Here is an 18,211-nt window from a genome sequence, read left to right on the forward strand (position 1 = left end):
GCCCGTGTGCAAATCCCGGGCGCGTCAGGCAGGACAAATCGGCGCGGCAGGCCTTCAGAGGTGATAGATCCGGGCGAATTTCTCTTCCAGATAGCTCAGCAGCGGTTCGGGACCGATGGGGCCGCCGGTCGCATCCTCGATCAGGCGCCGCGCCGGGATCAGGCTGCCGTGGCGATGGACATTCTCGCGCAGCCACTCGGCACCCGGTGCGGCATCGCCTTCGGCCAGCGCGTCGTCAAGATCGGGCACCGCGGCGCGCATCGCGGCATTGAGGCAGCCGGCATAGACATTGCCCAAAGCATAGGTCGGGAAATAGCCGAACAGCCCGACCGCCCAGTGCACGTCCTGCAGGACGCCGTTCGAGGGGCGATCGACGGCCACGCCGAAATCCTTCAGGAACCGGGCGTTCCACGCCTCGACCAGATCGTCGGTGTCCAGCCTGCCGGTGATCAGGTCGCGTTCCAGATCGAAGCGCATCATGATGTGCAGATTATACTGCACCTCGTCGGATTCGGTGCGGATATAGCCCGGCGTGACCCGGTTGACGGTGCCATAGAACGCCTCGGGGTCGGCGATGTTCAGCCCGTCGAAGGCGTCCGACATGCGATTGAACAGCCAGCCGGTGAACGCCCGGCCCCGCCCCATCTGGTTTTCATAGAGGCGGCTTTGGCTTTCATGCACGCCCATCGACACGCCCCGGCCCAGCGGCGTGAAGGCATAGTCCGAATCGATCCCCAGCTCATAGCTGGAATGCCCGACCTCGTGGATCGTCGAATAAAGGCAGTTGAACGGCTCGGGCTCGACCACGCGGGTGGTGATGCGGCTGTCCTGCCAGCGCCCGGAGCTGAACGGGTGCACCGCCACGTCCATGCGCCCGCGCGTCCAGTCATAGCCGAAGGCGGTCGCGCAGATCCGCGCCAGCCGAAGCTGGGTCTTCTGCGGAAAATGCCCGGTCAAGGGCTGGGGCTGGAAATCGGCGCCCAGCACGTCGTCGCGCAGGCCCACCAGACGCGGCCGCATGATGTCGAAGACCTGCGCGATCTGGGCCGCCGTGGTGTCGGGTTCGTATTCCTCAAGCAGCGCGTCATACGGGTCGCCGCCATCGGCCAGCGCCGCGGCTTCCTCGCGCTTCAGCATGATGACGTGATCCAGCGTCGGCAGGAAATCCTCGGGCGTTTCGTTCGCGCGCGCCTCGGCCCAGATGCCCTGCGCCAGCGAGGTCGTCTTGGCCAGTTCGCTGGCCAGCCGCGCCGGCACCCGGCTGGCGCGGGAAAAGTCGCGGGCGATCAGATCGACGATGCGCGCCCCCACCTCGTCCTGCGGCTCGGCCGCGGCCAGCCATTCGCCCAGACGCGGATCGGTGCGGCGGTCGTGGATCACGCTCTCCATCGCGGCCATTTCCTCGGCCCGCTGTTCGACCGCGCCGCGCGGCATCACCGTTTCCTGGTCCCATCCCAGCCGTTCGGCCACCGATGACAGCGCCTCGGTCTGGCGCTGAAAGGCGAGAAGATCGTTGAAAACGCTCATCTGATGGTCCCCCTGACCGATGTTTCATGCGGGAAGCGGGCATACGCGCGGGCGCGGATGACCAGAATGAACAGCGCCACCGCACCGACCTGATGGGCCAGCGCCAGAACCAGCGGCGAGGCGTGGATCACGTTCATGATGCCCAGCCCGATCTGCACCGCGACCATGACGATCATCGCCGTGAACGCCCCGCGCGTCAGCCGGTGCGGCGACCGGCGCGCGCGCAGCCACACGACGACCGCGAAGATCGCCAGAAGATAGCCGGTCATGCGGTGGATGAACTGCACCAACGCCGGGTTCTCGAAGAAGTTGCGCCAGCCCAGCGCACCGTCCCAGATGGCGGCGGGAATCCATTCGCCCCCCATCGTGGGCCAGCCGGTATAGGTGCGGCCGGCGTCGATCCCCGCGACCAGCGCGCCGATCAGGATCTGCACGAAGGCAAGATGCATCAGCCCGGTCGTCATCGAGAACAGTTTGGGCTCGCCCGCCCGGCGGGCGCGGATCAGCGCCGCCTCGGACCGGCCCAGCAGCAGGACATACCACGCGATCAGCCCAAGGATCAGGAACGCGATGCCCAGATGCGTGGCCAGTCGATACGACGCCACCCGCGTCATGCCGTCGACCAGACCGGAACTGACCATCCACCAGCCGATCGCGCCCTGAACGCCGCCCAGCACGCCGATGCCCAGCAGGCGCGGCGTCCAGCCGGCGGGAATCCGGCGCGTGACCAGAAAGCCCAGGAACCCGGCCGCCCAGACCAGCCCGATCAGCCGCCCCAGCAGGCGATGCGACCATTCCCACCAATAGATCCGCTTGAACCCCGCCAGGTCCATGTCGGGATTGACCTGCGCGAATTGCGGGATCTGGCGATAGGCGTCGAATTCCGCCTGCCAGTCGGCCTGCGACATCGGCGGCAGGCTGCCCGTGACCGGCGCCCATTCGGTGATCGACAGCCCCGATCCGGTCAGCCGCGTCGCCCCGCCCAGCGCGATCATCGCCGCGACCGTCGCGAACAGAACGATCAGCCACAGCCGGATCGCCCGGCGCGCACCTTTCGGCGCGGCGTCGATCATGCCGGTCCGGGTGACGGGGCGGCTGGCGGTCTGGTCGGACACTTCCTCGAAAACGGGACGCTTGGCCAATTTCGGCTCCTTCTGGGGTCGGCGGAGGTTAGGTCGCGTCTATCTGCGGGTCAATTGCCGCAGGACGCCGTGCAGGATGCGGACATCGCCGCGCGTCAGGGTCAGGCGCGACCACATGTTGCGCAGGTTCAGCCGCATCGATTCGGCCTTGGTTTCGGGAAAGAAGAATCCCGCCTCGGCCAGCCTGTCCTGATAATGATCGCCCAGACGCTCGATCTCGATCCGGTCGGCCAGCAATTCGGCATCGGCCTTGCGCGCATGCGGCGCGGGTTCGGGCGGCAGGGTCCTGCGGCCCCATTCATAACCCATCAGCAGCACCGCCTGCGCCAGGTTCAGCGACGGGAAATCCGGGTTGACCGGGACCGTCACGATGGCGTTGGCGCGGGCGACGTCGCCGTTTTCAAGCCCGGCCCGTTCCGGCCCGAAGATGATGGCCGATTGGCCGTCATGGGCACGCGCCGCGTCCATGGCGGTCGCGGGCGTGAAGACCGGCTTCGACAATTCGCGCCCCCGCGCCGTGGTGGCAAGGGCAAAGGTGATCCCCGCCATCGCGTCGGCCAGCGTCGGATAGACGCGCGCCCGGTCCAACACCCGCCCCGCCGCGCCCGAGGCCATCGCGACCGCCTTCGGGTTGGGCCAGCCGTCGCGCGGTTCGACCAGCCGCATCTGCGTCAGCCCGAAATTCAGCATCGCGCGGGCGGCTGCGCCGATATTCTCGCCCATCTGCGGGCGGACCAGGATCACGACGGGCGGGCTTCTGTCTTGCATGGCCGCCCGCATAGTCCGTCTGGCAGCGGGCGGCAAGCTGCGCTATCTGCGGACAAGATCAAGGAGAACCCCATGTCCGACGTCCCGCAGCTTTACCTGATGACCCCCGCCGGCGCGCAGGCATCCGCACTGGCGCCGATGCTGACCGAGGTGATGGACCGGTTCCAAGTGGCCTGCCTGCGCATCCGCGGCGGCACCGAAGAGGATGAGCTGGGGCGCCTGGCCGACCTGACGCGCGAGATTGCCCATGCCCGCGACGTGGCGGTGGTGATCGACGATCATGTCAGGCTGGCGCAGCGCCACGGGCTGGACGGGGTGCATCTGAGCGACGGCGCCCGCGGCGTCCGGGCCGCGCGCAAGGAGCTGGGCGACGACGCCATCATCGGCGCCTTCTGCGGATCATCCCGCCACGAAGGCATCACGGCGGGCGAGGCCGGGGCGGATTACGTCAGCTTCGGCCCGGTCGGCGACAGCGTTCTGGGACGGGGCGAGCCGGCGCCGCTGGACCTGTTCCAGTGGTGGTCCGAGATGATCGAGGTGCCGGTCGTGGCCGAGGGCGCGATCACGCGCGAGTTGATCACCGCCCTGTCGCCCGCCTGCGACTTCATCGCCATCGGCCCCGAGATCTGGGCCGGCGACGACCCGACCGAGGCGCTGTCGGCCCTGTGGGGATAGGGTCGCGGCCCGCCGCCTACAGCAGGACCGGCGTCCGGTCGCCCGCCGCGAACCGTCTGAGAACGGCGGGATAGAGGCGGTGTTCCTGCACCAGCACGCGCGCGGCCAGTGTCTGGACGGTGTCGTCCGGATGCACCGGCACCCGCGCCTGCCCCAGGATCGGGCCCGAATCCAGATCCGATGTGACCTGATGCACGGTGGCGCCCGCCTGCGCGTCACCGGCGGCGATGGCGCGGGCATGGGTGTTCAGGCCGGGGTATTTGGGCAAAAGAGAAGGATGGATGTTCAGCATTCTGCCGGCGAAACGCTGCACGAAATCCGGCGTCAGGATGCGCATGAAGCCGGCCAGGCAGATGATGTCGGGCCGCGCGGCCAGCAGCGGTTGCAGCAGCGCGGCCTCGAACCCCGCGCGGTCGCGGGGAAAGTCGCGGTGATCGACCGCCGCCGTCGCGATCCCCAGCGAGGCGGCGCGGCCCAGCCCCGCTGCCTGCGGATCGTTCGAGGCGACCAGCACCGGCCGCGCCGGGTGATCGCCGGTCATGTCCTCGACCAGCCGCAGCATGTTCGAGCCGCCGCCGGAAATCAGGATCGCGACCCGCTTCACCCAAGCGTCCCGCTGTAGCGGATCCCGGCCCCCGGCGTCACCTGCCCGATGCGATGCACGGTTTCGCCTTCGGCGGTCAGCAGACCGGCCACGGCCCCGGCACGGTCGGCGGCGACGGTCAGGATCATCCCCAGACCGCTGTTGAAGGTCTTCAGCATCTCGGCCTGTCCGATCCCGCCTTCCTGCGCCAGCCAGCCGAAGACGGGCGGCAGGGTCCATGCGTCAAGGTCGATATCGGCGCCCAGATCGCCGGGCAGGATGCGCGGCAGGTTTTCGGTGATGCCGCCGCCGGTGATATGGGCCAGCCCGCGAACCCCGCCCGCGCGGATCGCCGCCAGCGCCGGGCGGACATAAAGCCGCGTCGGCGTCAGCAGCGCCCGCCCCAGCGCCGCATCGGCGAAGGGCGCCGGATCGTTCCAGCCCAGCCCGGCGCGATGGACCACCTTGCGCACCAGCGAAAAGCCGTTCGAATGCACCCCGTCCGATTCCAGCCCCAGCAGCACATCGCCGCTTTCGACCCCGTGCGGCAGCGCCGAACCGCGCTGCATCGCGCCCACGGCAAAGCCTGCCAGATCGAAATCGCCGTCGCGATACATGCCCGGCATCTCGGCCGTCTCGCCGCCGATCAGGGCGCAGCCGGCATCCTTGCAGCCGCGTGCGATGCCTTCGATGACCCGCGCGCCCTGGTCCACCGACAGCTTGCCGGTGGCGAAATAGTCCAGAAAGAACAGCGGCTCGGCGCCCTGGCAGACCAAATCGTTGACGCACATCGCGACCAGATCCTGCCCGATCCCGTCCAGATGCCCGGTGTCGATGGCGATGCGCAGCTTGGTGCCGACCCCGTCGGTCGCCGCAACCAGAACCGGATCGTCGAACCCCGCGGCCTTGGGATCGAACAGCGCCCCGAACCCGCCCAGCGCGTCCATCACGCCCGGACGCGCGGTCGCGGCGGCGGCGGGCTTGATCCGTTCGACCAGCGCGTTTCCCGCGTCGATATCGACGCCCGCGTCGCGATAGCTGATCCCGTTGCTGGTCATGGCGGCCCCCGGCTGAGTTCAGCGCCCCCGATAGCCCAAGCCCGCGGGCGGGGCAACGGTCAAGACCTGCGCCGGACATGCCGGATCGCTTGACCCGCGCGGCGGGGCGGATTAGGCAGTCTGCGCTGCGTGGGCCTGTAGCTCAATTGGTCAGAGCAGGGCGCTCATAACGCCTTGGTTGGGGGTTCAAGTCCCTCCGGGCCTACCATCCCCCCTTCGCACCGGCTGCATTGTTGAACGTCACGTAAGGCCGAACAGCGGCTTGACGAATCAACCCTGACGTGTATTCTGCCGGCCAGAAATCGGTACGACCGGTTCGCTTCCGGCTGGTCATATGCGGCAGGCTGGGGCAAGCTGTTCTGGTATCGCCAACGCAACCCTTTGGATCGGTCACATTCATGCACCCGGCAGCAAGCATGGCCAGACGCCCCGACACCCCGCACGATCGCGCCGCCGCGATCGGCGGCGATGTCCGCGCGAATGCCTGTCGCAGGAGGGTCCGATGACGCTGCTGCCCGCCCTTCTGGTGGCCGTGCTGGCCGGTCTGCTTGGCGCGCTGCTGACGCTGCTCAGCGGCCATGGCTGGGTCGCGGCGCTGATCGTCTACTGGCTCAGCGGCAATCTGGGGATGGTCGCGATGCTGGTGCCGCTGGTGCTGTGCCGGCGACGCAGCGGCTGCGACAAGCCTGCGGCAAACCTGCCGCGGCTGTCGGCACGGCCCATGGTCTGGGCGATGTGCTGGATCATGCTGGGCCTTGGCCTGATCTTCTGGCAGGTGTTCGCCTCCGCTGACCCGCCTTCGGCGCCGGCGAAATCGGCGCGATGGTGGGACTGGCGCACGAGACGCGGCCGGCCGGCACGCATTACCAGATCGCCGCCCGATTGCCCGAGCAGATACGCTTTCTGGCCGATCTGGTCCTGGGCCTGCCGCTGTGGCTGATGGGTCTGGTGGTCTATTTCCTGGGCGTCGCGCGGCTGCTGTCCGCGGCGTCCACCCGCATGCACGCAGCCGATCACGATTGACCGTCTTGCGGGTCGCCCGAGGCGCGACCCTGGGCGGGTGACCCGGCGGCAACGGTCCCGCCACCTCAGGACGGCCCGCGCGAGTCCAGCCCGGTTTCGCGCAGGTAATGGCGCACGGCATCCGCGACGTGCCGGAACCGGTCGCCGCCCAGATGCTTGCCGCCATACCAGCGCGTCACCACCACGACATGATCGCGCACATCCGCCCGCTGCAGCATCTGCAACATCAACGCGCCCGCTCCGGCCTCTCCATCGTCGTCCTTGACCGGCTCGCCCGACAGGATCGCGGCCCAGCTGTTATGGGTGGCGCGGGCGAAACGCCGCGACCGTTTCAGCCCCGCCAGCAGCGCCGCCACCTCGTCGCGCGTCGCGGCCGGCCCGCCCGACACGGCATAGCGCGACCCGCGATCCGCGATGATCCTGTCGAAGACCCGCATCCTCGCCCTCTTTCCCAAATACCTCGGGGGGTGTCGCGCAGCGCGCGACGGGGGGCAGCGCCCCCTGCCCGGCCCGCCCCCGATCACTCGGCTTCCAGAAATGCGCGGATCCGTTCGCCCGCCTGGGCGATGTTCAGAACGCCGTCCAGATGGCCGCGCGTGCCTTCGATCTCGACGATCTCGACCGGGGTGCGGTCGGATTTGATGATCGCGCCGGTCTCGCGCACGGCGTCGCCCGGAAAGACCAGATCCTCGTTCGAATGGATCAGCATCACCGGCACGTCGATATCCAGCAGCCCCTGATACAGACCTTCGTCGGGGTGGCCCGCGACGAACAGCTGGTTGGCCTTGACCAGATACAGGAAGTGGTTGGCGTCCGACGTCTTGGCCCGCGCCTCGCCCGCCGCGTTCAGCGCCGCGACCACGGCGAATTCGTTGTCCCAGCTTGCGGCCGGGTCCTTGCCCTCGTCGGCCCAGTCGCGGCCGAAGGTGCCGTTCGACCATTCCGCCGACTGGGCGTGCAGGGTCAGGATCTTCAGCGCCTGCGCCAACCCGGCCTGCGGCGCCTCGCCGTCGTAATAGGCGCCGCCGTTCCAGTTCGGGTCCAGCCGGATGGGCGCGGCCCAGATATCCAGCCACGCGATCAGATCGGCATCCGCCCACCCCGACGCGATCACCGGGATCACCCGTTCCAGCCGGTCGGGATAGCGCGCGGCCCATTCATAGCTTTGCAGACCGCCCATCGACGCGCCCATGACCGCGTGCCAGGTCTGGATTCCAAGCTGGTCCATCAGCCCTTTCTGCGTATCGACGAAATCGCCGATGGTCAGGATCGGGAAATCCATTCCCCACGGCTTGCCGGTGGCGGGATTTTCCGTCGCCGGGCCGGTGGTGATGACATTGGGATCGCCCGTCGCAAGATTGACCGGCGTGTCGACCGAGACGACGAACCAGGTGTCGGTGTCGATGGGCTTGCCCGAACCGATGATCGCGTCCCAATATCCCGGCGCGGCATCGTCTTCGGCGTATCTCCCGGCCGCATGGCTGGTGCCGCTGAAATAATGCGGGATCAGGATCGCGTTGTCGCGCGCCTCGTTCAGCGTGCCATAGGTTTCATAGCCCAGCCGCATCTGCGGAATCGTCTCGCCGCTGCGCGTGGTGAAGTCGGTCAGGGTGAATTCCTGCTTTTCGACCAGCGGCTCATAGGCGGCGGCGGGTCCCGCCAGCAGCGCGGCGATCAGGATGGCATGGCGCATGTCGTCTCTCCCTCGTTCATGGGCGCATCGAACATGGCCTGCAAAGGGAAGTCCAGCCGTGCTAGCGCGCCCGGCGCACGTAAAGCTCCAGCCGGTGATGGACGATCTCGTATCCCATCTCGGCCGCGATCTCGGCCTGCAGACGCTCGATCCGGTCGCTGGTGAACTCGACCACGGCGCCCGTCTCGACGTCGATCATGTGATCGTGGTGATGCTGGTCGGCCGCCTCCCACCGCGCGGGCTGATCCTGAAATTCCAGCTTTTCGATCACGCCCTGCGCCTGCAAGGTCGTCAGCGTGCGATAGACCGTGGCCAGCGACACGCCCGCGCCCGCCCGTTCGGCGCGCGCGTGCAGTTCGGCCGCGTCCGGATGATCCTCGCTGGCGGCGATGATCCGCAACAGGGCCGCGCGTTGCCGGGTGACCCGCACCCCTGCCTCGCGCAGCGCGTTTTCCAGTTGGGTGGCGCGTGTTTCGCTCATGTTCCATGAAATGCCCCAGAACGCGCCCAGTTGCAACTGGATCGGGCGCGGGCAAGGTCGCGCATCCTTGGCGTCCGCTGGCGCGGCGCGGATGTCAGCCCGCCAGCCGTTCCCACACCGGATGCGATCCGTGAAACCGCGCCAGCCGCCTGCGCTGCCGCCCGTCGCGATCCAGCCCCAACCAGCGTCTTGCATTTTCGCCCATGATGGCCTGCGTGGCGGCGCGATCCTGCCCGACCAGCGTGCCGACAAAGCCCTGCAAGCCGGCCAGATAGGCCGGATGGCTTTCAAGCCGCGCGATCATCGACCAGTCGCTGCCATACAGCATGCGGCGACCTGCCAGCGGTTCCTGCGCAAAAAGCCGCCGCGTCTGGGCCAGCGCCGCGGGGCGGGTGCGCGCGCCCGCCATCGCCTCGGTCCAGAAGCCGGTGTCGAAATACAGGTTCGCAAACGCATCCAGCATCGCGATCAGCTGGTCTTCCCATTGCGGATTGCCGTGACCGCCAAAGCCGCCGAAATGCGCCAGGTTGACCCGCAGGCCCGGAAACTCGCGCAGCACCGGACGCCACAGCCAGGGTGCCGAATATTCGGCGGTGCCCGGCCCCGCCCCCATGCTGGCCGAGGCGTGGGCGGCGATGGGCACATCGTTGTCCTGACACCAGCCGTAAAGCCTGCGCAATTCGCGATCCAGCGCCGCGCCCCCGCCGGCGGGCCGGTTCTGCGGCCTGACATGCCCAAAGCCTACATCCAAGTTCAGCAGCGGGCGGAACCCCATCGGCGGATACAGCTTGATGCCGGCAAATCCCTGCCGTTCGACTGCGTCCTGCACGCGGCGGTGGACCGCCTCGCCCTCGATGGCGGCGCGCAGCGGACAGAACCCGACGAAATTCAGGATCAGCACGTCGCGGCGGCGCGCCGAAATCTGCGCGAACAGCGCGATCAGATCGTCGGGGTCGCTTTGGCGCACCTCATCGGCGCGCAGCCAGCGGCCAAGGTCCAGCAGATGGTTGCAGAAGACCCGAACCTCGTCCTGCCGCCCATACAGGCTGACGGCCTGCTGGACGATCTGCGCCCGCGGTCGCGTCATCAGTTCCGCCCACTGGATCATTCCCGCCAGCGTCTGTTCCAGCGGATCGCCGCGCTGTTTTTGCGGGTCGAACAGCCCTTCGGCGATCCGGCGCGCCGTGGGGGCGGGCATGGGCTGCGGCGGCGCGCGGCGCATCGGCGCGCGCGCGATGGACGGGGCGTCGTCCGCCACAAGGGGTTCGGCCAGCACCTCGGCAGGCGGGACGCCGGCGGCGGCGGCCAGATCCGCAAACAGTTGCCGATCCTCGGTCAAACGCTGCTGCCGGTCGGGGCTGTCGGCCGGCAACAGGTCCATGACGCCCGCATCGTCGGCCCCGACCAGCACCGCCGCCTGATAGCGTTCCAGAAAGCCGGCCAGCCGGTCCACGCCGGCGCTGCGCATCCGTGGGGCATCGGGGCGCGGCAGGCGTTGCGGCAGGCGCTGCAATTCCTGCCCCGCGGTCGGGGTCACGCTGGCCAGAAAGCTGACGATCAGGCGGATCAGCGGCGATTTGGTGATGTCGGGCAGGCTGCCGCCCGTCTCGGCCGTGAAATCGACCTGCGTCAGCCAGCCGATCACCGGCACGTCGGCGCCGTTGAACAGGTGCATATGCGCGTCGATGGGCACGCCCGACAGCACCGCCGGCGGTCCCGGACGGATCGCGCCCGAGATGCCGCAGCCGCCAAGCGCGGTCGTTCCCAGGGCAATCGAGACAAAGCGGCGGCGGCTGAGCATCAGCGTCCCTTAAGGCGGTCGGGGTCCGCCCGATCCTAGCACGGATCACGACGCCGTGATATGCCCCTGACGCGCATCGGCCAGGATCATGTCGGATGCCTTTTCCGCGATCATCGTCACCGGTGCCTGGGTGTTTCCGGACACGATCGTGGGCATGATCCCGGCATCCGCCACCCGCAGCCCCTGGATGCCCACGACCCGCAGTTCCGGATCGACCACCGCCTGCGGATCGCGGCCCATCCGCGTGGTCCCGACCGGATGAAAGATCGTCGTGCCGACATCGCCTGCCGCCCGCGCCAGATCCTCGTCGCTTTGCAGATGTGCGCCGGGTTTCAGCTCCTGCGGCGAAAATTCGGCCATGCGCCGGGTCTGCATCAGCCGGCGGGCATGGCGCAGGCTGTCCACTGCCACCTGCCGGTCGCCCGGCGTCGTCAGGTAACGCGGCGCGATGGCCGGTGCGGCGGACGGATCGGCGCTGGTGATATGGCTGTGCCCCGTGCTTTCGGGCCGCAGGTTGCAGACCGAAATGGTCAGCGCCGGAAAATCGTGCAGCGGATCGCCGAATTTTTCCAGCGACAGCGGCTGGACGTGATATTCGATATTCGCCGTCTCATAGGCGTCGGATGTCCTGGCGAAGATGCCAAGCTGGCTGGGCGCCATCGACATCGGGCCTGACCGACGCCACGCATATTCCAGCGCGATTCCGGCCTTGCCCCAGATGCTGCGCGCCCGGTCGTTCAGGGTGCGCGTGCCCTGAATCCGGAAGACGGTGCGCAGTTGCAGGTGATCCTGCAGATTCTCGCCCACGCCCTGCGCGTCCAGCAGCGTCGGGATGCCCAGATCGGCAAGCCGTTCGGCCTGCCCGATCCCGCTGAGTTCAAGGATCGCAGGCGAATTGATCGCGCCGGCGGCCAGCACGATCTCGGCCCGCGCGCGGGCGTGCATCTGCCGTCCGCCGTGCATGAAGACCACGCCGGTCGCGCGCGTGCCCTGAAATGTCAGCCGGCTGACCTGCGCATGTGTCTGGATGCGCAGATTGGCGCGACCCCGCGCGGGGTTCAGGAACGCCTTGCGGGCGTTCCAGCGCAGCCCGCCGCGCTGCGTCACCGGGAAATAGCCGACGCCCTCGTTGTCGCCGCAGTTGAAATCCTCGCAGACCGGCAGACCCAGCTCCTGCGCGGCCTCGGACACGGCATCCAGGATCGGCCAGCTGAGCCGCTGACGCTCGACCCGCAATTCGCCCTGATCGCCGTGCAGATCGCAGGCCGGGCCGTAATGGCGTTCGGACCGGCGGAAATAGGGCAGCACATCGTCCCAGCCCCAGCCCGGATTGCCCGCTTGCCGCCAGCGGTCGTAATCGGCCGCCTGCCCGCGCATATAGATCATGCCGTTGATCGACGAACACCCGCCCAGCACCCGGCCGCGCGGATAGTTCAGGCTTCGGCCGTTCAGCCCCGGTTCGGGCTGGGTCTGGTAACACCAGTCCAGCGACGGATCGCCCATCGCGTAAAGATATCCCACGGGCACATGCACCCACAGGCGGTTGTCGCTGCCCCCCGCCTCAAGCAGCAGGACGCGGTTGCGTTCATCGGCCGACAGCCGGTTGGCCAGCACGCAGCCGGCCGATCCGGCCCCCACCACGATGTAATCGTATTCGCCGAAATCTTGCATCTTCTTTCCCGTTCGACCGAGGGACGGATGTCGCCTCGAAATTCGCGATTGCGCGCCCGGCACCTGCCGCCGGACACCGCGTGGCACCTGCCGTCTATTCGGCCGCCGCCAGCAGCGAGGCGTTGCCGCCCGAGGCGGTCGTGTCGATGCACAGATGGCGTTCCAGGATCGCGTAGGCGGCCAGTTCCGCCGACGCGACCAGCGGCACGATCGCGCCATCGCGCGCGGCCAGCGCCTGCCGGTAATGGCGGGCCTGATCCTCGGAGCCGTCATAGGCCACCACCGCCATGCCCGACAGGGTCTTCAGCGCGTTCGCGTCCAGATGGCCGTCGACCGCCACCGCCGCGCAGCCCTGCGAGGCGGCGATTGCCGCCTGTTCCTGCGCGTTCGGGCCCAGACACAGCACCGTGCCGCGCGCATGGGTGGTTAGCCGGTTCGATTCGCCCGTCGGGCCGGGCAGCACCACCGTCTCGCGCGGGGTCGCGCTGTCGGTCAGGGCGTCGTCCAGATCCTTCTGGATCGCCACCGGATCGGCCTGCGGCGCGGTCACGGCGGGCCTGCGCGTGATCGGCACGGCGCGAAAGCGCGGCACGTAATGCGGCCCGCCCGCCTTGGGGCCGGTGCCCGAAAGCCCCTCGCCGCCAAACGGCTGGCTGCCGACGATGGCGCCGATCTGGTTGCGGTTCACATACAGGTTGCCCACGTTCAGGCGGCTGTCCACATGCTGCACCCGGTCGTCGATCCGCGTGTGCAGCCCGAATGTCAGCCCATAGCCCGAGGCGTTGACCGCCCCCAGAACCCGGTCCAGTTCGCTGGCGTCGAACCGCGCGACATGCAGGACCGGGCCGAAGATCTCTTTCTCGATCTCTTCGACGCCGCCGACGCGGATCGTGACCGGCGCGACGTAATGGCCGCGCCCCGGCGTCTTCAGCCGGTGCAGGATGCGCCCCTCGCTGCGGGCCCGGGCGATGTGATCCTCGATCCCCTGCTTGGCGGCCTCCGAGATGACCGGGCCGACATCGGTTTCCAGATGCCACGGATCGCCCATGCGCAATTCGTCCATGGCCCCGTGCAGCATGGTCAGGATACGGTCCTCGACATCCTCCTGCACATACAGGACCCGCAGCGCCGAACAGCGCTGGCCGGCCGACTGGAAGGCGCTGGCCAGGATGTCGCGCACCGCCTGTTCGGGCAGCGCGGTGGAATCGACGATCATCGCGTTCAGCCCGCCGGTTTCGGCGATCAGCGGCGCATCGGGCGACAGGTTCGCGGCCATGGCGCGGTTGATCGCCTGCGCCGTCGGCAACGAGCCGGTAAAGCACACGCCCGCGACGCGCGGATCGCTGGACAGCGCGGTGCCGACCACCCGCCCCTCGCCCGGCAGCAATTGCAGCGCGTGGCGCGGCACGCCGGCCTCGTGCAGCAACTGCGTCGCGCGCCACGCGATCAGGCTGGTCGTCTCGGCCGGTTTCGCCAGAACGCCGTTGCCGGCGGCCAGCGCGGCCGCGATCTGGCCGGTGAAGATCGCCAGCGGAAAGTTCCAGGGCGAGATGCAGGTGAACACGCCGCGTGGCGCGTCGGCGGTCGCGAATGTCGCGTAATACCGCAGGAAATCCACCGCCTCGCGCAGTTCCGCGACCGCGTCGAACATCGACTTGCCGGCCTCGCGCCCGATCAGGGCGAACAATTCGCCGTAATGATCCTCGTAAAGATCGGCGGCCCGGCGCAGCACCTCGGCCCGGCGTTCGGGCGCATCCTGCCACGGACCTGCCGCGTCCAGCGCCGCCGCGATGTCGTCGCCCGAGGCGAACCGGACCGTTCCCACCCGGTCGTTCGGCCGCGCGGGATTGACCTGTTCGACGCTGTCGCGTGAACCGTCGTCTCGGTCAGCGGCCAGCAGCGGTCCGCCCTGCCAGCGATGATCGGCCCAGGGCGCGCGCGCCTGTTCGACCTGCGCAAGTTCCATCGGATCGCGCAGATCGAAGCCGCGCGAATTGTCGCGCGCGGGGGCGAACAACTCATGCGGGCGGATCACGCCGGGCGCGGGCGTGCCGGCCACCGCCTGCCATTCGTCGAACGGATCGGGGGCCACGTCCTCGGGCGGGATATCCTCGTCCACGATGCGGTTCACGAAGCTGGAATTGGCGCCGTTCTCAAGCAGGCGCCGGACCAGATAGGCCAGCAGATCCTCGTGCGCGCCGACCGGGGCATAGATGCGGCAGCGCGTGCCGTGCCGCGACTTGACGATGTCGTGCAGCGCCTCGCCCATGCCGTGCAGGCGCTGAAACTCGAAATTGCGATCCTCGCCGGCCAGACGCAGGATGGTGGCGACCGAATGGGCGTTGTGGGTCGCGAATTGCGGATAGATGCGCGGGCTGGCCAGCATCTTGCGCGCGCAACAGATCCACGCCACATCGGTCGCGGCCTTGTGGGTCCAGACCGGGAAACCCGGCAACCCCTCGACCTGATAGCGTTTGATCTCGGTGTCCCAATAGGCGCCCTTGACCAGCCGCACCATGATCCGGCGATCCAGCTTTTCGGCCAGCGCCTCAAGCCAGTCGATCACCGGCGCCGCGCGCTTGCCATAGGCCTGCACGACGACCCCGAACCCGTCCCAGCCCGCCAGCGAAGGGTCCGACAGCACCGCCTGGATCACGTCCAGCGACAGATCCAGCCGGTCGGCCTCTTCGGCGTCGATGTTCAGCCCCATCCCGGCCTGTTTCGCCATCCGCGACAGGCGCAGCACCACCGGCACCAGTTCGGCCATCACCCGGTCGCGCTGCGGTTCCTCATAGCGCGGATGCAGCGCCGACAGCTTTATCGAGATGCCGGGATTGTCGCGGATGTCGTCCTTGGTCGCCTCGGACGCCAGCGCGGTGATCGCGCCTTCATAGGCGGTCTGATAGGCGCGGGCGTCGCGGTCGGTCCGGGCCGCCTCGCCCAGCATGTCATAGCTGTAGGTATAGCCTTGCTGGACCCGCTCGCGGCCGCGCCTTATGGCGGATTTCACCGTCTCGCCCAGCACGAATTGCTGGCCCATTTCGCGCATGGCACGATGCACGGCGGTGCGGATCACCGGCTCGCCCAGCCGCCGGACGGCGTTGCGCAGATGGCCCGCGATGCCCGGCTGCCGGTCGTCGCGCAGCACCCGGCCGGTCAGCATCAGCGCCCAGGTCGAGGCGTTGACCAGCGACGAGGACGACTTGCCCATGTGCTGACCCCACTCCGAGGGCGCGATCTTGTCCTCGATCAGCTCGTCCATGGTCTCGGCGTCGGGCACGCGCAGCAGCGCCTCGGCCAGACACATCAGCGCCACGCCCTCATCGGTGGACAGGCCGTATTCGGCCAGAAACACCTCCATCAGGCCGGGCTTGCGGTCGGACCGGATGGCGCGGACCAGATCGGCGGCGTCGGCGGCGATGCGCGCGCGGGTCGCCGGATCGGGCGCATGGGCCTGGATCAGCCTGCCGATCTCGGCCTGCTGGTCGGCCAGATGCAGTTCGCGGATCTTGCGGCGGATATCGTCAAGTTCGGTCATCGCGCTTCCCCTGTCGGATCTGTGTCGGCCGCGCGGACGAATCGGCACCCGGTTGCGCGGTGTGGCCTCACGGTCTATCTGCTGGGACGAAAGATCAACCGAGGCCCGTCATGATCGTCATCGCATCCCTTGTCATCGGCGCCCTTCTGGGCTGGCGGCGCGCCGGTCAACTGGGTGGAAACACCCGCGACCGGCTGCAATACGCGGCGGGATTTGCGCTGGCCTTTTCGGTGATCGGGCTGTTTCTGACCGTCCTGCTGGACCGGTTCATCTGATGTTCATTCCCTTCCTCGACAGTCTGCGCCGGCACGGGGTCCCGGCCTCGCTGCGGGAATGGCTGGACCTGCTGGCGGGGATGCAGGAAGGCGTCGCGGGCTGGTCGGTGGACGGCTTCTACCATCTTGCGCGTCTGGTGCTGGTCAAGGACGAACGCCATCTGGACCGCTTCGATCGCGCCTTTTCCGAAAGCTTCGCGGGTCTGGAACATGTCCCGGTCGAGGCGCTGGTCCACGAACAGGCGATCCCGCGCGAATGGCTGGAAAAGCTGGCCGAGAAATTCCTGACCGAGGCGGAAAAGGCCCAGATCGAGGGCACCGGCAGTTTCGAGAAGCTGATGGAAAAGCTGCGCGAAAGGCTGGCCGAACAGCAGGGCCGCCATGAGGGCGGCAACAAATGGGTGGGCACCGCCGGCACCTCGCCCTTCGGCGCCTATGGCTATAACCCCGAAGGGGTGCGGATCGGGCAGCACGAAAGCCGGCACCGGCGCGCGGTCAAGGTCTGGGACAAGCGCGAGTTCCGCGATTTCGACGACAGCGTCGAGCTGGGCACCCGCAACATCAAGGTCGCGCTGAAACGCCTGCGGCAATGGGCGCGCCACGGCGCGGCCGAGGAGCTGGACCTGCCCGCCACCATCCGCGCCACCGCCGAACACGGCTATATCGACGTGCAGACCCGGCCCGAACGCCACAACGCGGTCAAGGTCCTGCTGTTTCTGGATGTCGGCGGCTCGATGGACGATCACACCCGGCTGGTGGACGAATTGTTTTCGGCCGCGCGAACCGAATTCAAGCACATGGAACATTTCTACTTCCACAACTGCCTTTACGAAGGCGTGTGGACCGACAATCACCGCCGCTGGACCGATCAGATCCCGACCTGGGATCTGCTGCACCGGTTCGGCCGCGACTATAAATGCATCTTCGTCGGCGACGCCTCGATGTCGCCCTATGAGATCGCGATGCCGGGCGGGGCGAACGAACACTGGAACCAGGAGGCGGGCGAGGTCTGGCTGCGCCGGGCCTGCGAAACATGGCCCGATCATGTCTGGCTGAACCCGGTGCCGCCGCAGCACTGGCGATACACCCAGTCCATCGCCATGATCCAGCGCATCTTCGAGAACCGGATGATGCCCCTGACGCTGGAGGGGTTGACGCAGGCCATGCGCGTGCTGCGCTGACGCGGCATCTGCGGGCGCGGCAATCGCGACGATCCGCTGCGATTGATCCCGGCCGTCCCGCGCCCCACATAGAAAGCCATGCTGAAATTCACCCCGATCCTGCTGCTGTTTCTGTATCTGGCCGCGATGTGGTTTTTTTCCGCATGGCGTCTGAAGCACGATCTGAACGAGAAATCGACGCCCTTGCAGCATCCGCGCCTGACGCCGATGCTGAAACGCCTGGGCGATGCGATGGACCTGCCCCCGGTCAAGGCCCATATTTACGAGGTCGAGCCGGTCAACGGGCTTGCCGCGCCCGACGGGCGGATCTTCCTGACCCGCGGCTTCATCTGCAAGCTGGATGCCTGCGAGGTCACGCCCGAAGAACTTGCCAGCGTCATCGCGCACGAGTTGGGCCATGTCGCGCATGGCCACGCCCGCCGCCGGATGATCGACTTTGCCGGGCAGAACGCGATCCGGATGGCGCTGACCGGGATTCTGGGCCGCTTTCTGCCGGGCATCGGCGCCTGGATCGCGGCGATGGTCGCGAACGCCGTGGCCGCCCGCCTGTCGCGACAGGACGAGTTCGAGGCCGACCGCTTTGCCAGCGCGCTGATGATCCGGGCGGGCTTGGGGACCGAACCGCAAAAGGCCCTGTTCCGCAAGCTGGACCGCCTGTCGGGCGGCGCGGGCGCGGGCACGCCCGCTTGGCTGCTGTCGCATCCGCCGACCCCGCGCCGCATCGCCGCGATCGAGGCGCACGAGAAGCGCTGGACCGACGGCTGACGGGTTGCCGCCGGGCCGATTTGTCCTATT

General features: G+C 68.2%; 17 protein-coding genes and 1 tRNA gene. 7 read left to right on the plus strand and 11 right to left on the minus strand.

From position 1 onward, the window contains the following. Window positions 1-54: 54 nt before the first annotated feature. The 3 genes from JHW45_RS08520 to JHW45_RS08530 are packed head-to-tail and all read right to left on the minus strand — an operon-like array spanning window position 55 to window position 3,437. Window positions 55-1,527, minus strand: a complete 1,473-nt coding sequence (locus tag JHW45_RS08520; protein ID WP_272860436.1) for a carboxypeptidase M32 — start codon at window positions 1,525-1,527, stop codon at window positions 55-57. Beyond that, window positions 1,524-2,669: a heme A synthase gene (gene ctaA, locus JHW45_RS08525; RefSeq protein ID WP_272860437.1), complete on the minus strand. Its 1,146-nt coding sequence runs from the start codon at window positions 2,667-2,669 to the stop codon at window positions 1,524-1,526. The genes JHW45_RS08520 and ctaA overlap by 4 nt, the downstream gene beginning before the upstream one ends. Before the next feature lie 39 nt (window positions 2,670-2,708). Continuing rightward, window positions 2,709-3,437 carry an RNA methyltransferase gene (locus tag JHW45_RS08530; protein WP_272860438.1) on the minus strand — a complete coding sequence of 243 codons (729 nt, stop codon included), beginning with the start codon at window positions 3,435-3,437 and terminating at the stop codon, window positions 2,709-2,711. A 72-nt stretch (window positions 3,438-3,509) separates the two neighbouring features. On the opposite strand from JHW45_RS08530, the gene JHW45_RS08535 reads away from it, so the two are divergent. Further along, window positions 3,510-4,112 carry a thiamine phosphate synthase gene (locus tag JHW45_RS08535; RefSeq protein ID WP_272860439.1) on the plus strand — a complete coding sequence of 201 codons (603 nt, stop codon included), beginning with the start codon at window positions 3,510-3,512 and terminating at the stop codon, window positions 4,110-4,112. 16 nt (window positions 4,113-4,128) lie between these two features. On the opposite strand, the gene purN is transcribed toward JHW45_RS08535, so the two are convergent. Both purN and purM read right to left on the minus strand, forming a co-directional pair. After that, window positions 4,129-4,716 (minus strand): phosphoribosylglycinamide formyltransferase, encoded by a 588-nt coding sequence (gene purN, locus JHW45_RS08540; protein ID WP_272860440.1) that lies wholly within the window; start codon window positions 4,714-4,716, stop codon window positions 4,129-4,131. Then, window positions 4,713-5,753: a phosphoribosylformylglycinamidine cyclo-ligase gene (gene purM / locus JHW45_RS08545; protein ID WP_272860441.1), complete on the minus strand. Its 1,041-nt coding sequence runs from the start codon at window positions 5,751-5,753 to the stop codon at window positions 4,713-4,715. The genes purN and purM overlap by 4 nt, the downstream gene beginning before the upstream one ends. 131 nt (window positions 5,754-5,884) lie before the next feature. Between purM and JHW45_RS08550 the strand changes: the two genes are divergently transcribed. From JHW45_RS08550 to JHW45_RS08560, 3 genes are all read left to right on the plus strand, one after another. Continuing rightward, window positions 5,885-5,961 (plus strand) — tRNA-Ile (locus JHW45_RS08550). 294 nt (window positions 5,962-6,255) lie between these two features. Beyond that, the gene (locus tag JHW45_RS08555) at window positions 6,256-6,693 is read left to right on the plus strand and encodes a hypothetical protein (RefSeq protein WP_272860442.1); all 438 of its coding nucleotides are present in this window, start codon (window positions 6,256-6,258) and stop codon (window positions 6,691-6,693) included. Next, window positions 6,636-6,776, plus strand: a complete 141-nt coding sequence (locus JHW45_RS08560; RefSeq protein WP_272860443.1) for a hypothetical protein — start codon at window positions 6,636-6,638, stop codon at window positions 6,774-6,776. The genes JHW45_RS08555 and JHW45_RS08560 overlap by 58 nt, the downstream gene beginning before the upstream one ends. Before the next feature lie 65 nt (window positions 6,777-6,841). Here the strand turns inward: JHW45_RS08560 and JHW45_RS08565 are convergent, their stop codons facing one another. The 6 genes from JHW45_RS08565 to putA form a co-directional block, all read right to left on the minus strand. Further along, a complete protein-coding gene (locus JHW45_RS08565; protein ID WP_272860444.1) occupies window positions 6,842-7,213 on the minus strand; it encodes a YigZ family protein in 372 nt (123 codons plus the stop codon). 83 nt (window positions 7,214-7,296) lie between these two features. Then, window positions 7,297-8,469: an E22 family MetX-like putative esterase gene (locus tag JHW45_RS08570; RefSeq protein ID WP_272860445.1), complete on the minus strand. Its 1,173-nt coding sequence runs from the start codon at window positions 8,467-8,469 to the stop codon at window positions 7,297-7,299. Window positions 8,470-8,530: 61 nt separating this feature from the next. Next, on the minus strand, window positions 8,531-8,950 hold the full coding sequence (locus JHW45_RS08575; protein WP_272860446.1) for a Fur family transcriptional regulator: 420 nt from the start codon (window positions 8,948-8,950) through the stop codon (window positions 8,531-8,533). Between the two features lie 94 nt (window positions 8,951-9,044). Further along, window positions 9,045-10,751 (minus strand): amidohydrolase family protein, encoded by a 1,707-nt coding sequence (locus JHW45_RS08580; RefSeq protein WP_272860447.1) that lies wholly within the window; start codon window positions 10,749-10,751, stop codon window positions 9,045-9,047. A gap of 45 nt (window positions 10,752-10,796) precedes the next feature. Further along, complete coding sequence (locus JHW45_RS08585) at window positions 10,797-12,422, minus strand: GMC family oxidoreductase (protein WP_272860448.1); 1,626 nt, start codon at window positions 12,420-12,422, stop codon at window positions 10,797-10,799. A 94-nt stretch (window positions 12,423-12,516) separates the two neighbouring features. Then, window positions 12,517-15,960 (minus strand): bifunctional proline dehydrogenase/L-glutamate gamma-semialdehyde dehydrogenase PutA, encoded by a 3,444-nt coding sequence (gene putA / locus JHW45_RS08590; RefSeq protein ID WP_272860449.1) that lies wholly within the window; start codon window positions 15,958-15,960, stop codon window positions 12,517-12,519. 110 nt (window positions 15,961-16,070) lie between these two features. Between putA and JHW45_RS08595 the strand changes: the two genes are divergently transcribed. From JHW45_RS08595 to JHW45_RS08605, 3 genes are all read left to right on the plus strand, one after another. Then, the gene (locus tag JHW45_RS08595; protein ID WP_272860450.1) at window positions 16,071-16,235 is read left to right on the plus strand and encodes a hypothetical protein; all 165 of its coding nucleotides are present in this window, start codon (window positions 16,071-16,073) and stop codon (window positions 16,233-16,235) included. Then, entirely contained in the window at window positions 16,235-17,416 is a 1,182-nt protein-coding gene (locus tag JHW45_RS08600; RefSeq protein WP_272860451.1) for a vWA domain-containing protein, read from the plus strand. Before JHW45_RS08595 ends, JHW45_RS08600 begins: the two co-directional genes overlap by 1 nt. A 78-nt stretch (window positions 17,417-17,494) precedes the next feature. Continuing rightward, complete coding sequence (locus JHW45_RS08605; protein WP_272860452.1) at window positions 17,495-18,181, plus strand: M48 family metallopeptidase; 687 nt, start codon at window positions 17,495-17,497, stop codon at window positions 18,179-18,181. The last annotated feature ends 30 nt before the right edge of the window (window positions 18,182-18,211 follow it).

Source organism: Paracoccus stylophorae, assembly GCF_028553765.1.
Taxonomy (GTDB): domain Bacteria; phylum Pseudomonadota; class Alphaproteobacteria; order Rhodobacterales; family Rhodobacteraceae; genus Paracoccus; species Paracoccus stylophorae.